This window comes from Niveispirillum sp. SYP-B3756, assembly GCF_009495745.1.
Classification (GTDB): domain Bacteria; phylum Pseudomonadota; class Alphaproteobacteria; order Azospirillales; family Azospirillaceae; genus Niveispirillum.
The window spans coordinates 579,015-593,658 of the sequence record NZ_WIDQ01000001.1; the positions used below are offsets into that span (position 1 = coordinate 579,015).

Annotated in this window: 13 protein-coding genes; 9 read left to right on the forward strand and 4 right to left on the reverse strand. The window is 64.3% G+C overall.

Annotation, left to right across the window (positions count from 1 at the left end):
- Positions 1–495: 495 nt before the first annotated feature.
- Positions 496–1,860 (reverse strand): pentapeptide repeat-containing protein, encoded by a 1,365-nt coding sequence (locus GE253_RS02755; protein WP_153202566.1) that lies wholly within the window; start codon positions 1,858–1,860, stop codon positions 496–498.
- A gap of 343 nt (positions 1,861–2,203) precedes the next feature.
- Here GE253_RS02755 and ffh point away from each other — a divergent pair, with 343 nt between their 5' ends.
- From ffh to GE253_RS02795, 8 genes are all read left to right on the forward strand, one after another.
- Positions 2,204–3,562, forward strand: coding sequence for a signal recognition particle protein (gene ffh / locus GE253_RS02760; RefSeq protein ID WP_153202567.1), 1,359 nt, complete (start codon positions 2,204–2,206; stop codon positions 3,560–3,562).
- The gene (locus GE253_RS02765; RefSeq protein ID WP_153202568.1) at positions 3,562–4,695 is read left to right on the forward strand and encodes a GNAT family N-acetyltransferase; all 1,134 of its coding nucleotides are present in this window, start codon (positions 3,562–3,564) and stop codon (positions 4,693–4,695) included. The genes ffh and GE253_RS02765 overlap by 1 nt, the downstream gene beginning before the upstream one ends.
- A gap of 182 nt (positions 4,696–4,877) precedes the next feature.
- A complete protein-coding gene (rpsP, locus tag GE253_RS02770) occupies positions 4,878–5,231 on the forward strand; it encodes a 30S ribosomal protein S16 (RefSeq protein ID WP_089288579.1) in 354 nt (117 codons plus the stop codon).
- Between the two features lie 161 nt (positions 5,232–5,392).
- Entirely contained in the window at positions 5,393–6,025 is a 633-nt protein-coding gene (gene rimM / locus GE253_RS02775; protein WP_153202569.1) for a ribosome maturation factor RimM, read from the forward strand.
- A gap of 4 nt (positions 6,026–6,029) precedes the next feature.
- Entirely contained in the window at positions 6,030–6,881 is an 852-nt protein-coding gene (gene trmD / locus GE253_RS02780; protein ID WP_153202570.1) for a tRNA (guanosine(37)-N1)-methyltransferase TrmD, read from the forward strand.
- Positions 6,882–6,886: 5 nt separating this feature from the next.
- A complete protein-coding gene (gene rplS / locus GE253_RS02785; protein ID WP_089288576.1) occupies positions 6,887–7,282 on the forward strand; it encodes a 50S ribosomal protein L19 in 396 nt (131 codons plus the stop codon).
- A 219-nt stretch (positions 7,283–7,501) separates the two neighbouring features.
- Positions 7,502–9,196, forward strand: coding sequence for a HAMP domain-containing methyl-accepting chemotaxis protein (locus GE253_RS02790; RefSeq protein WP_153202571.1), 1,695 nt, complete (start codon positions 7,502–7,504; stop codon positions 9,194–9,196).
- Between the two features lie 201 nt (positions 9,197–9,397).
- Positions 9,398–9,907 (forward strand): hypothetical protein, encoded by a 510-nt coding sequence (locus GE253_RS02795; protein WP_173012458.1) that lies wholly within the window; start codon positions 9,398–9,400, stop codon positions 9,905–9,907.
- 137 nt (positions 9,908–10,044) lie between these two features.
- Here the strand turns inward: GE253_RS02795 and GE253_RS02800 are convergent, their stop codons facing one another.
- Positions 10,045–11,307 (reverse strand): hypothetical protein, encoded by a 1,263-nt coding sequence (locus GE253_RS02800; RefSeq protein ID WP_153202573.1) that lies wholly within the window; start codon positions 11,305–11,307, stop codon positions 10,045–10,047.
- A gap of 305 nt (positions 11,308–11,612) precedes the next feature.
- Here GE253_RS02800 and GE253_RS02805 point away from each other — a divergent pair, with 305 nt between their 5' ends.
- On the forward strand, positions 11,613–11,930 hold the full coding sequence (locus GE253_RS02805) for a ribbon-helix-helix domain-containing protein (RefSeq protein WP_153202574.1): 318 nt from the start codon (positions 11,613–11,615) through the stop codon (positions 11,928–11,930).
- A gap of 256 nt (positions 11,931–12,186) precedes the next feature.
- Here the strand turns inward: GE253_RS02805 and GE253_RS02810 are convergent, their stop codons facing one another.
- Complete coding sequence (locus GE253_RS02810) at positions 12,187–13,065, reverse strand: TIGR01459 family HAD-type hydrolase (protein ID WP_173012459.1); 879 nt, start codon at positions 13,063–13,065, stop codon at positions 12,187–12,189.
- Positions 13,066–13,408: 343 nt separating this feature from the next.
- Positions 13,409–14,638 carry an EAL domain-containing protein gene (locus tag GE253_RS02815; protein WP_153202575.1) on the reverse strand — a complete coding sequence of 410 codons (1,230 nt, stop codon included), beginning with the start codon at positions 14,636–14,638 and terminating at the stop codon, positions 13,409–13,411.
- Positions 14,639–14,644 lie beyond the last annotated feature (6 nt).

Here is a 14,644-nt window from a genome sequence, read left to right on the forward strand (position 1 = left end):
AAGGTTCCCTGAAGGCAGAGATTGCCTGTGGCGCGAAATCAACGCGCAGATCAGGATAACCTACTTATTTGCTCTTCCATTCACGTCACCGGCCCGATGATTGATCGATCGCTGCGGCTTCGTGTGGTGTGATTGGTATATCCGGGGGTGAACGACGTTCGATGTGCGTCACATCACAGCAGCCATGAACGCGGGCGATGGGCCGGTTGCGTTCTGCGGATGGGCACCTACTTGAATTGCCACAATTGAAACCCTACGCGTGGGCGGGGCGCTGCCAGGGGGCATCGCGGTGGGGCTGGCTGGATGCACCTGTTCCCCCCATGCTGGCCAGCAAGGCCCCAGCCCCCGGCAGGCCCAGGGTTGCCGACGGGATGCCCGCCCCCACCCCCGCGTCGGCCCGGACTGGCGGCATTTAAGCAGAAAGGCCATCGCCCCCACCGGCAGCGATGACGGGTGGAGAAACAGCACGCCCCCCGCCTGGGAGCCAAAACAGCCTTAAAGAATCGGCAGATCCTGGGCGCCCTGCAAACGGGCGTCACGCAGGTCGCAATGGGTGAAATCCGCGCCGCTGCAGATGGCACCGGACAGATCGGCGCCCACCAGATTGGCATCGGCCAGCTTCGCCTCGCACAGGATGGCGCCGATCAGGTTGGCCTGCCCCAGCACGGCGCGGCGCAGGTCCGCCCCGGTCAGGTCGGCCCCATCGAAACGCGCCCGCAGCAGATTGGCACTCCACAGCCGGCTGGCATTGCTTTGTATCTGCACCGCCCCCAGCTTCGCCCCCAGCAGCTTGGCCCCGGACAGGGTGGCGCGTTCCAGGGAGGCACCGCGCAGATCGGCCTTGGACAGATCAGCCCCGCGCAAATCAGCCAGCGACAGATCGGCCATGGGCAGGGTAGCCCCGGCCAGCGTGGCCCCGCGCAGCATGGTGCAATGCATCAGGGCGGCCGACAGAACCTGCCCCGACAGGTCTTGTCCGCTGAGATCAACCCCCGACAGGTCGGCCCGGATACCGGCCTTGCCATTGCTGTCCACCCATTGCCGGTGATCGGCCAGGATGCGGGCCAGGTCGCGCCCGTCCGCCCCCAGTTCCCGCGCCGTGACGGCACCGGCCAGATTGGCCGTGCGTCGGGTGGCATCATCCATGATGACGCCGATCAGATCGGCATTGAGGAAGCGGGTGGCATTCAGGTCCGCCCCGGACAGGTTGGCGCCGGCCAGCGTGGCCCCGGACAGGTTGGCCTCCCGCAGGTCGGCCCCGGTCAGATCACAGCCGGTGAGATTGGAATTGGTCAGATTGGCGCGGATGAATTTGGTGCCGCGCATGATGGCATCCGTCAGGTCCGTCTGCATGACAAAGGCATTGGACAGGCGGGCGCGTGACAGGTCAGCGGCACGGATGGTGGCCACCGACATTTCGGTCGCCACCTCGATCGCCTCGAACTCATGCAGGGAAATGTCGCCATTGCCGCGCACATGCATGATGGTGCCGTCGCGCAAGTCGCTGTCGACCAGCAGCGCCTCCGACAGCACGGCGCCGCGCAGACAGGCCCCCCGCAGATCGGCCTTGCGCAGGTCCGCCCCTTCCAGATTGGCCAGGCGCAGATCGGTGGCGTAAAGATTGGCTCGGGCCAGATTGGTGCCCGTCAGCCGGGTGCCGAACATCTTGGCCCCCGACAGGTCGGCATCGGCAAGATCGAAGCCCGACAGATCCATATGGCTGAGGTCGCGCAGCTTCAAGCTGGCGCGCACGCCGCCAGCTTGCCGGCGCAAGAAAGCCTGATGGCGACCGAGAACGCCCTGCAGCTCCGCCACCGACATACGCGAACGGTCCGGTTCCTGCCCGATCGTTCCAGCCATGGTCCCCAGATTCCCCACACCGCACAACAACGGGTTAACACCAGTGTGATGACAGGTGGTTATGGTTTCAACAAAGACTTTCTGAAAACCCACCCGAAATCGGTATATCCTCTGGCAAGGCAGGCGCAGACCAGCCCGCCAGGCAGCGTTATTGACTCAATTCCCCTGTCCCTGTATCACCCGCTCATCATTCCGGGACAGGGTTGGCCTTTCCCGGTACGGTCTATCGGCGCCAAGGCGCCCCGCCAGTCCGCGAGTGTCGCGCACTGGCGCTTTTGCGTTTGGGGATACCCCATTCGCAAAAGCCAGGGGTGCGGCGGCAAGGGCGACCAGGAGGATTTGGATGTTCGATGGTCTGACGGGACGGCTTGGCGATATCTTCGACCGCCTGCGCAAGCGCGGGGCGTTGTCGGAGGATGACGTCAATGCGGCGCTCCGCGAAGTCCGCATCGCCCTGCTGGAAGCCGACGTCGCCCTGCCCGCCGTGAAGGCGTTCGTCTCCGGCGTGAAGGAAAAGGCCATCGGGACGGAGGTGCTGCGCGGCATCAATCCGGGCCAGATGGTCATCAAGATCGTGCATGATCATCTGGTGGAACTGCTGGGCAGCACGGTTGAGGATATCAACCTGTCCGCCGTGCCGCCGGTGCCGATTCTGATGCTGGGCCTGCAGGGCTCGGGCAAGACCACCACCTCGGCCAAGATCGGCCTGCGCCTGAAGAACCGCGAGAAGAAAAAGGTTCTGATGGCGTCGCTGGATACGCGCCGCCCCGCCGCCCAGGAACAGTTGAAGGTTCTGGGTGAACAGACCGGTGTCGCTACCCTGCCCATCGTCAAGGGCCAGACCCCGGTGGAGATCGCCAAGCGTGCCATGGAAACGGCGCGCTTGGAAGGGTTTGACGTCGTGCTGCTGGATACGGCCGGTCGCCTTGCCATCGACGAGGAGTTGATGGACGAGGTGGTGGCGATCCGCGACGCCACCCAGCCGGTGGAAAGCCTGCTGGTGGTGGATGCCATGACCGGCCAGGACGCCGTGACCGTGGCCACTAATTTCAATGACCGGGTGGGCATCACCGGCATTGTCATGACCCGTATCGACGGTGACGCGCGCGGCGGTGCCGCGCTTTCCATGCGCCATGTCACCGGCAAGCCCATCAAGCTGATGGGTGTGGGGGAGAAGACCGACGCGCTGGAGCCGTTCCACCCCGACCGTATCGCCGGCCGCATCCTGGGCATGGGCGACGTGGTCAGCCTGGTGGAAAAGGCCGCCGAGAGCATTGACAAGGAAGAAGCCGAAAAGCTGGCCAGGAAGCTGGAAAAAGGCGGCTTTGACCTGGAAGACATGCTGACCCAGATGCGCCAGATCACCAAGCTTGGCGGCATGGGCGGGATGCTGAACCTGCTGCCCGGTGTGGGCAAGATCAAGGAACAGCTCAAAAACGCCAATATCGACGAGAAGATCCTGAAGCGCCAGGAAGCCATCATCCTGTCGATGACCAAGAAAGAGCGTAAGAAGCCCGATATCCTGAATGCGTCCCGCCGCCGCCGCATTGCGCTGGGTGCCGGGGTGACGGTGGCCGACGTCAACCGCCTGATCAAGCAGTATCAGGATATGTCGGAAATGATGAAGAAGATGAAGAAGCTGGGCCAGAAGGGCCTGATGCGCCAGGGCCTGGGTGCCCTGATGCCCAAGGGTATGCGCTGATGGTTCTGCCGGTGGGTCAGGATACGGGTGGAGCGGCCTCCGCCCCCGATCATGCGACGCTGATGACGGCGCGGCTGGTGCTGCGCCCCTTGTCGCGGGCCGATCTGCCGGCCATGCACGCGCTGCTGTCCGATCCGGACAGCATGAAATACTGGTCCCACCCGCCCCATACCAGCCTGGACCAGACGGAAGCCTCGCTGGATCGGGCGCTGGTGGAGGATGGCACCTGCCGTACCTGGGCCATCACCACCGACGGGCAGCATTGCCTGGGCTGGACCACCATCTTCGCGGCCAAGGACCGGATGGGCTGGGTCGGCTATATCCTCTCCCCCACGCTGCGTGGCCAGGGTTACGCGGAAGAGGCGATGCGCGCCGTGCTGGATTACGGGTTCGAGGTCTGGGGCCTGCACCGGCTGGCCGCCAATATCGACCCGCGCAACCACGCCTCGGGCGGGTTGCTGCGCCGGCTGGGTTTCACCCAGGAAGGGTTGCAGCGCCGCGATTATCTCTATGGCGGGGACTATCTGGATACCGGCGTGTTCGGCCTGCTGGCCGATGAATGGCGGGCCAAGCGTCACCTGCCCCCGCGCACGCCGGTGCTGCAGGAGGGGCCGGTGGTGCTGCGCCCGCTGCGCAACGGCGATGCCGATGCGCTGCACGCCGCCTATGGCGATGAAGACAGTATGCGGTATATGCCGCACGCCCATTATCCCAGCATCGACCAGACGCGCGCCAAGATCGCCGGCATCGTGGCCGGTGTCACCGGCAGCCGCAACTGGGCCATCACCACCGATGGGGGGGAATGCCTGGGCTGGGCGCTGCTGCACAAGGAAACCAAGGCGCAGATTGAGCTGGGCTATATCCTGGTGCCGGCCGCCCGTGGACGCGGACTGGTGAAGGCCGCCGGGGTCGCCCTGCTGCGCCATGCCTTTGTCGATCTGGGCAAAAGCCGCGTGGAAGCGGTGCTGGACCCGCGCAATCTGGCCTCTGCCGGGGTGGTGCGGGCACTGGGTTTCACCCTGGAAGGCGTACGCCGCCAGGGCTTTGCCCGCGAAAATGAACTTGTCGACAGCGCCATTTACGGGCTGCTGGCCCCGGAATGGGCCGACGTGCAATTGCGGGGGAAGGGCTGATGTGCCGCCCCCGCTGTCCCATGGTGGCCATAATGGGTGCCTCAGCACCCTGGCCTGCCATCCCGTGATGCCGGTATCCGGCGTCACATCTCTCCCGTCTTTCGTGCCCGATCTGGACGGGCACAGGCTTCAGACGGTCTGTCCCATCCAGAGAATAGCTTTTAAACCAAGGAAGTAATCAAATGTCCGTGAAGATCCGTCTGGCCCGTGGTGGTTCCAAGAAGCGTCCGTTCTACAGCATCGTCGTTGCCGACAGCCGCGCCCCGCGCGATGGCGCCTTCATCGAGAAGGTTGGCACCTACAACCCGATGCTGGCCTCCGATCACCCGGAGCGCGTGGTGCTGAAGGAAGAGGCCATCAAGGGCTGGCTGTCCAAGGGCGCGCAGCCGACCGACCGCGTTGCCAAGTTCCTGGGCAAGGCCAACCTGATCGAGGCCCCGGCCATCATCGAGAGCCCGAAGAAGTCCGCGCCCAAGGCCAAGGCCCAGGAGCGCGCCAAGCTGGCCGCCAAGGCCGCTGAAGCCGCCGCCGAGTAATGAGGCGGGGGACCGGCGGCCCCTAGAGTAGATCGCGGAAAAGCGGAATCGCTTTGGAGCGTGAATCTGCTCGCTGAACAAGGGCTTAGAGCCGTGTGCGTTTCCGATTAAACGCACACGGCTCTAGCCTGCCGGTCCCCGGTTTCATCAAGGAATTTGTAATGACCGATCGCGTTTGCGTCGCCCAGATCATTGGATCGCATGGGGTTCATGGACGTCTGCGGGTGAAGAGCTTCACCGCCGACCCGGAAGCCTTGTTCGATTACAACCCGCTGACCGACGAGACCGGCACGCGCCAGTTCACCCTGCGCATGACCGGCATGGGCAAGGACCATATTCTGGTCGAGGCCAGCGGCGTGAAGGGGCGTGATGCCGCCGACGCGCTGAAGGGCGTGCGCCTGTTCGTTGACCGCGACCGCCTGCCCGCGATCGAGGATGAGGACGAGTTCTACCATACCGACCTGATCGGGCTGGTGACCGTGACCGAGGGCCCGGAAGGCGATGTCGCTTTCGGGACCATCAAGGCCATCCATGATTTCGGCGCCGGCGACATGCTGGAGATCAACCATGTCTCCGGCAAGACTGTCTTCATCCCCTTCAGCCGTGCCTGCGTGCCGCTGGTGGATGTGAAGGCGTCCCGCGTGCTGGTATCGCCGCCCGTCAACCTCTTCACCCCGGCCAAGCCGGACCCGGAAGAGCTGGCGGAAATGGGCGGCAAGCTGGACCTGGATGATGAACCGGCAGTGACCGACTCGGGCGAAGAAGCAGCGGAGGAGACGGGCGAGGCCCGTTGATCCCATGTCCGACGTGCAAAGCCCCCATACGCCGGCTGAACAGCCCGCCTTCCATGTCAGTGTTTTGACCCTGTTCCCGGAGATGTTTCCGGGCACATTGGGGCTTTCACTGGCCGGAAAGGCGCTGGAACGCGGCACCTGGGCGCTGGAAACGCTGGACATCCGCGAATTCGCGCGCGATAAGCATCGCTCCGTGGACGACACCCCGTTCGGCGGTGGCCCTGGCATGGTGATGCGGGCGGATGTGCTGGATGCAGCCATCCGGGAAGCATTGGCCCGTCAGGAAGCCAAAGGCATCAAACGGGGTCGGCTTGTCTACCTCTCCCCGCGCGGTCGCGTGCTGGATCAGGCTCTTGTGCGAGAGATCGCGCAGGAAGGGTCCGTCACATTGCTGTGCGGGCGGTATGAAGGGGTGGATGAGCGGGTCATCGAGGAACATCACCTGGAGGAGGTTTCTCTGGGTGATTTCGTGCTGTCCGGTGGTGAACCGGCAGCCCTCTGTCTGATCGACGCCGTGGTCCGGCTGCTGCCGGGCGTCATGGGCAACGTGGAGACGGCAGGGGAAGAGAGTTTTGAGCGGGGATTGTTAGAGTACCCCCATTATACACGGCCACCCGTCTGGAATGGCCGTGCGGTGCCGGAAGTCCTTTTTTCCGGCCACCATGAGAAGGTCCGGGCCTGGCGGCTCGAACAGGCAGAACAGATCACAGCGGCCCGACGGCCTGACCTGTGGTCTGCCTATCTGGAAAGCCGCCCGGTCCCAAAGGTGAAGAAACGCCGCACCCGCAGGGTAGCGGCCGAGCCAACAACAGCCGTTGTATCCCCGGACGGGAACAGCGGCAGCAGTGAAGGATGAGTATGATGAACATTCTGCAGAAGTTGGAAGCCGAACAGGTTGCCAAGCTGTCCGAAGGCAAGAAGATCCCGACCTTCTCCCCCGGCGACACCGTGAAGGTGAACGTGAAGGTGACCGAAGGTACCCGTGAGCGTATTCAGGCTTACGAAGGTGTCGTGATCGCCCGCAAGAACGCCGGCATCAATTCCAGCTTCACCGTCCGCAAGATCTCCTACGGCGAAGGTGTGGAGCGCGTGTTCCCGCTGTACAGCCCGCGTCTGGACAGCATCGAGCTGGTCCGCAAGGGTCAGGTCCGTCGCGCCAAGCTGTATTACCTGCGTGGCCTGACCGGCAAGTCCGCCCGTATCGCCGAGCGCACCACGGGCCGCGGCATGAAGAACGGCCGTTCCATCGCCGAGTAATTCATCACTCCCTTTCGGGACTGATGCGCAACACCCCGCCGGATGCTGTCCGGCGGGGTGTTGTCGTTTTGCGCACGAGCCCTGGGAATGGGTGACAACAAAACCAGTAATATCCCGAAGCATATCTACAAGTGCGCCAGCGGGCGCGATAACCTCTCCCACCTCCATTGGACATTTTGTTGAAGCCCTGACCGGGCGACGGAACGCGAGAGAGGCACCATGCATTGGACCATCCGTCGCAAGTTATTGCTTGTCTGGTGCATCGCGCTGGCGGGGCTGAGTGTCATCAGTGTCAGCACCTATTGGATGCATGGGGTGCTGGCGGACAAGATCAGCCAGACCAACAGCCGGCAGGCCCAGGTGGCCGAGGTGGAGGCGGCGCGGCGCAGTGCGCTGGAACTGGCGCTGGTGGCCATGGATATCATCGTCGACCGCACCGATGGTCGTGTCGACGATGAGCGGCGCAAGATCATCAATCAAGAACTGAGCCAGCTTTCCACCCACATTGCCGACTGGCAGCGCCAGAGCATGGCAAGCGGGGAAGCGGCTGCTATCCGCGCGGCCGCCGAACAGTTAGCTGTGTTGCGCCGCGCCCTGCTGGAAGGGCTGGTGCCTGCTGTGGAAACAGGTGCTGACGATGCCCGCTTCGCCGCCTTGGACGATGAAATCGATGCCGCCGCGGCCACGCTGAATGACGAGTTGGGCAATCTGAACAACCTGATCCAGTCGGACTTGGCCAAAGCGCGGGCGGAGCAGGAAAGCTGGATCGCCCGGTCCAGCTTGCTGGTCGGCATCAGCTATCTGGCTACCCTGGTGCTGGTTTCCCTGGCATTGCTTCTGGTGGGGCTCAGCATCATTCGGCCAGTTCGGCGCCTGACAGCGGCCATGCGCCACCTGGCCCAAGGACGATTGGACACGGGCGTACCGGTGCTGACCAGCGGCGACGAGCTGCAGCAGATGGCCGAGGCCACCAACTTTTTCCGTGCGCAGGCCGTGGATAAGCAGGCGCTGGAGGCCAGTCAGGCCGCCAGCGCCACCGCCGCGCAGGCGGAACAGCAGCGTCTGCTGCTGGGCGTGGCGGACGCCATTGAGGCAAGGGTACGTGACACGGTACGGCAGATCGGGGAAGGCATCGCGCAGTTGCGTACCCTGTCCGCCGACATGGCCAGCAAGGCCCGACAGGCCGAAGGTGCCGCAACCAGCATCGCCGGCGATGCCGATCAGGCCGCCACCAATGTGCAATCCGCCGCCGGGGCGGCGCAGCAGCTGGATGCCAGCAGCGGGGAGATCACCCAGCAGGTGACCGGTGCCGCCCGCACCAGCCAGGAGGCCGCGCGCGAGGCGCTGGCGGCCCGGCAGGTGGTCGATGGGCTTTCCACCGCCGCCACCCAGATCAGCGACATCGTGGCCATGATCAATGACATTGCCGGCCAGACCAACCTGCTGGCCCTGAATGCCACCATCGAGGCGGCAAGGGCAGGCGATGCCGGCAAGGGCTTCGCCGTGGTGGCCACCGAGGTGAAGGCGCTGGCCAACCAGACCGCCCGCGCCACCGATGAGATCGGGGAGCAGATCGGCCGCCTGCAGGCCAATGTCGCCCAGGCTGTGGCCAGCATCGGCCGGGTGGCCAGCACCATTGATGCGGTGAACGGCAATGCCAGCGCTATTGCCGGCGCCGTTCACCAGCAATCACAGGCCATCCGGGAGGTGGGGCACAATGCCGGTGCCGCCGCCCAGGCGGCCCGGCGCGCCTCTGAAAGGGTAAAGGAAATTTCCAGCGGGGCGACTGCCACCCTGCGTTCCGCCGATGGAATCGAAGACTGGATCGGCAATCTGGGCAGCCTTTCCGCCGACCTGAACCGCGAGATCGAACGGTTTGTGCAGGATATCCGTCAGCGCGGCCATCACGCCTAGGATTTTCCACCGGAAACCCCTGCGGTCAGCGCGGAATCCCCACCGAACGCAGCCCACCTATCCCTTTGGTGCATGGATGCAGTGGACAGGCCCCCGTCTGACAGGCACCATCCATCACCTTTGAAGAGATAGGCCGCTTTCATGGCTGCACACGAAATGATGGGGAGAGCAGCCGCGTCTCAGCGCGCGCCGCAGCCCCCCTTGCAAACCGGCGAACCGGCACGACTGCCGGTGCTGCAATCGCTGTTGCCCTGGTGGCGGCAATTGCCCCGGCTGGACGATGGATTGCCGGTCTGGAATGGCGATCTGATCGCCCCGTTGCGGCCCTGGCTGGCCCATCTGCTGATGGTGCGGTTTCCCCGCGATGGTTCCATGCCCCGCTTCACCCTATATGGCAGCGCGCTGACGCGGTTCAGCGGAACGGACGCAACCGGGCGGGACATAGATACGGGGCTGATGCCGGCCTTCGAGGGGGCCGCCGCCTCTTACCTGCGCGCCCATGGCGCCGCCCGCCCGAACTGGAGCCGGGTGCGGGTGGAACTGCCCGGCGGCCTGGGAATCCGTTACAGCCGGCTGCTGCTGCCATTCGGCTGCGGCGACGGGGATCGACGGCTGCTGGGCATCATCCATTTCGATGACCAACCGCCGGAACAGGCCGCCGGTGCGCCGGTGCGGCTGCTGATCGAACAGGAGGCGATGCTGCTCTGTTGAGCCGGGGGGGGGGCGGGCTCATTTGCCTTGATCACCGGCGCCAACATCCGTTGGCTTGGCTTCACGCGGCATGGGCCGCGCGGCGGCGGTCGCCGCATTACCAAGTTGCGATGAGTTCACTCCATGGCAACTTGGTGTCACGCATTGCCGATCGGCCCGCCCTCATCCCCCTCATCATCGTCGTCGTCATCCTCCTCGTCCTCATCCTCCTCATCCAGCAGCCCCTCTTCATAGGAGCTGGGGAAGAAGGGGGGCGACGGATCGGCATCGTCATCCTCTTCATCCATATCGTCGCAATCATCGACATCCAGCAGGTCGGCCAGACTGAAGCCGCCGCCATCCATGCCGGGAATGGCAGCGGCAAGATCATCGCCATCCCCCTCTTCCTCGCTGGCGGGGCCGATCATGGCCTGACGGATTTCCCGTTCCAGCATGGTCACCAGCGTGCTCTCCCGCTCTCCCCCGCAGGCGGCCAGCGGATAGGCGAAGCTGAACAGGGCAACGATGGTCTGGCCTTCCTGTGCCACGCCCCGCAGCCAGAGGAAGAAGCGTAATTTCTCGCCATCCTCCTCCCCGTCGGTGACGAATCGGGCCATCACCTCCCCATGTTCCAGCCATTCCAGGCTGCCATGGCCGACACGGCCATCGGGCCCTTCGGCAAACTGCTCCGCCGTTTGGCGCAGCACGGTACGGGCCAGCAGCTGGGCTTCCGGCCCTTCATGATTGAAGCCATGGACGGCGACGCGCAGCGTGCCGCTGCCCGTCTCTTCCCGATGGAACAGGGTCAGTTCCTCTTCCCGCACACTCACCCAATCCCAGGGCAGGCGGAACCGTACCTGATCCCCATGGCTGACATTGCGCATGGTGACGCGCTGCACCGGCCCCTGCACGGGGGCCGGGTGGAACTTGATGCGCGCCGCCTCCTCCCCCAGCCGGTCGATCAGGGCGCCCAGGTCGGGTGCCGCACTGGACAGGGCCGGCACATGCAATTGCAGGGAGACGACGCGCACATGGTCTGGCGGCTGGAAATCCGCCACCTTCCAGACGAAAATCTGCCGATCGGGCGGCTGGGCCACGGCATAGGCAACCCAGCGCCGCTCCTCATCCCCTGCCGGGCCTTCATCGTCCGACGGGACAATGCCGCGTGGCAGCACATTCTCCCGGTCCAGATACTGGATGGCCTCATCCGCATGGACGCCATAAGGATTGCGATAGGTGGTGACGGAGACCAGCAGGTCGACCGGATTCGCCCCCGGCGACTGGAAAGCCAGCCCGCCATCATCGCGTGACAGGCGCTGCCAGCTGGCCGGCACGCGCAGGCTGGCCACCCCGCCCCGCAGCGCGATGGAGTTCCAGTCGGCGTCCAGGGCCGGGTCGCTATCGTATGGCTCGTCCCTCATGGGCGATAAACTAGGCGCAGCCGGGCACGGTGTCCATGTCCGGGATGCAGAGATGCGCCAAAGGCAGATGAAATTTCGACGCCATCGCCCCGGATTGTCACCCACAGGGCGGGGAACATTTCCACATAGGAAATGTCTTATGACCAGACAGCGTCATAATACCTTCGACAACCCATTGTCACATACAAGTAGATTCAATATGTTCCGCACAACTGTGAACCACCCTTGAAAATAGGACGGACGGTCCCCGTATGGCAGCCAAGCGTCGCCCCCCGTCTCAACCCGATGATGTCGCCCCGGAATCGATGCGTGCCGTGTGCCGCAATGTGGTTGTGGGGGGCCGCCGTACCTCTGTGCGGATGGAGCCGCTTTTATGGGATAGTCTGGCGGATATCTGCCGGCGGGAAGCCCGCGGCGTGCACGAGATCGTCACCATGATCGATGGGCGACGCGGGGACAGCGCGCTGACGGCAGCGCTGCGCATCTTCATCCTGTCTTATTTCCGTACCGCGTCGCAGCCAATTCCGGTGGCCGGACTGGCTGAGGAGCAGGCGCCATTCGGCACAACGGCGGGATATTCAACCACTTTCCGTCAAGCCCTGTGCATTTTCGACGAAGGGTAGCAAAGAAGACCCATCGGCCCGAGAGGGCTTATCCGCTTGGGTCGGAAATAATATCCAAAAAAGAAACGAATTCGTCAAAGATAGAGGGCGGTGATATCCTTGCTCGGTATCACCGCCCTTGAAAGCGCTTCCCTTACGTCAGCGGCATGAAATCGCCGGCGCCAGCATCCGCTGGCTTGGCTACGCCGCACGCGCGGCGCGGCGGCAGTCGTCGCCGTACCAAGTTGCGATGAGTTGACCTCATCGCAACTTGATATTACCAGCGCAGGCCCGGAATCGCCGCCACAGGGCGGTGGCCGCTGGTTTCCACCAGTTGCCCCAGGGACTGCGGATCGGGATGGCTGCCCCAATTCGCCCCCAGTTCCTCCCGATGGATGCCACCGGTCACCAGCAACCCATCGATACCGGCTTCATTGGCACCGGCAATGTCGGTGCGCAGGCTGTCGCCCACCGCCAGGATACGCGACGGTGCCAGATCGCCCAGCAGCTGGAAGCAGCGGCGATAGACGGGGGCGTGGGGCTTGCCGTGGTAACGCACCTCCCCGCCCAGATCCTCATAACGGCGGGCCAGCTCCCCGGCGCAGATCACCAGCTTGTTATCGACCACCACCACCAGATCGGGGTTGGCGCAGAGCATCGGCAGGCGGCGCTCCACACAGGCGGTCAGCACGGGTTCGTAATCGGCCAGCGTCTCGTCAAAATCATCAATGCCGGTATTCAGCACGAAATCCGCCTGATCGGGCGTATGGGCCCGGCGGCGATTGGGCAAGGTCTCATAGACATCATTGTCGCGCGGCGGGCCGATATGGAACAGGTTGCGGCCCAGCCCCTGGTGCCATTCGTCCGGCGGGTCCAGCAACGCCTCATACGTCGCCTCACCAGAGGTGAAGATCGCGTCATAGAGGTCAACATCCACACCCATATCATTCAGCTTGGCCACGGCGGCCGGCACGCGGCGGGGGGCATTGGACAGCAGGCAGACCCGCTTGCCCCGGTTGCGCAGCTCCGTCAGGCAATGGACGACACCGGGATAAGGCCGGACTCCATCATGGATCACGCCCCAGAGATCCAGGATGAAGCCGTCATAACGGTCAACGATGGCGGACAGTCCGTCGATCAGCGGCAGGGCGGTCATGCGTGCTTCCGGCTGGAGGTTGGATAATGGCCGGAAGGGTGGCCCTTGCCCGTTCCCACGACAAGGCCGGGTACGGCATGGCAGATGCGAGTGGTTGGCAGCCACCCGCCAGGGGCGGGGCGCGCTTATGCGAGCGAGCTTCCCGCGTACCCTGGCATAACGGCACCCCGTCCGATCACTGAAAGTCCGCCCATGAACTTCTGACGACTTTCCAGCCCCTTAACCGTCATTCCCGCCTTCGCGGGAATGACGGTGGTGACGTGGCAAGGCTTCGCAAAACACCCTAAGTTTCCGGACAGACACGGAGGGAATTTATGACCTCCAAGAGCCATGACCGTTGGCATTATCCCTGCTTCTTGGCCAATCGCGGTTCGCCGAACAGATAGCCCTGGCCGAAATCGATATAGAGGTCCAGCAGCTCGATCAGCTGGGCGTCGGTTTCAATCTTTTCCACGATCAGGTCGATATTGGCCCGGTCCAGTTCCTGGCGCAGGTCGCGCACCGCACGCGGGTCGGCGAAACGGCCATCCGGGTCCAGCAGGCGGGCGGCATCCAGCTTCACATGGCGGATATCGTGGCGGGCCAGTTCCGACCAGTCCATATCCAGCCGCCAGACCTGATCCATGGAAAAGCGAAAGCCCAGCCGCCGCAGCCCATCCAGAAAGCCGGTGGCAAACAGGCCGCCCTGCATCAACTGATCCTGGCTCAGCTCGAAAATCAGCTTGGAGGCCAGATCGGGATGCTGCCCCATATAGGAGACAAATTCCCGCATGAAGCCGGCATCGTTCAGCGTAGCGGCGGAGATGTTGCAGAAGAAGCCGACATTCTGGTGCCGCTTCTCCGTTTCCCGCACCAGCTGGATGCAGCGGAACAGCAGCAGATTGTCGATGGTGGCGATCAGCCCCGCCTCTGCCGCCACGCCCAGATATTGTTCGGGCAGCAGGTAAAGCGGCTTGCCATCCGCCCCCTCCCCCGCCCGGATGCGGGAAAACAGCTCGTAATAGCGATGCCGGCGCTGCGGCAGGCTGACCACGGGCTGTAAGAAGATATCCACCTTGTCGGTGCGCAGGGCATCGCGCACCTGATCCAGGATGGCGGCGGCATCGGCCGCCGGGGGCGGATAGGATGAGACCGGCGCCGGCATGGCCGTCAGCGGCGGCCGGGCGGGGGCGGCGGCGGTCCGGGGGGCGGGGGGCGGCTCGGCCGGGGCGCTGCGCAGCGGCGGCAGCTGGCCGGCCAGCTGTTCCAGCACCCGCGCCTCCGACAGCACGGCCTGCACCTCCCCCCGGACCAGGGGCTGGCCATCCTCCAGCCGGCGTTCCAGGGCGGCCACCATCTCCATCACCTCTTCCTGCTGTTCGCGCAGGTGCCAGAGGCGGCGGTCATTGCGTTCCTGGGCATCCTGGCGGGCCCAGAATTCATGCAGCAGCCCGCCAAAGGTGAGGATGACCAGCCCGAACAGGATGCCGGTATGCCGGTCCATCCCCTCCACCGACAAGGGCAGGGTCAGCGCCACGGTAACGGCCAGGGCCACATAAACACCGGCAAAGACAAGGTGGCGGAACCAGCGCATGGGCGG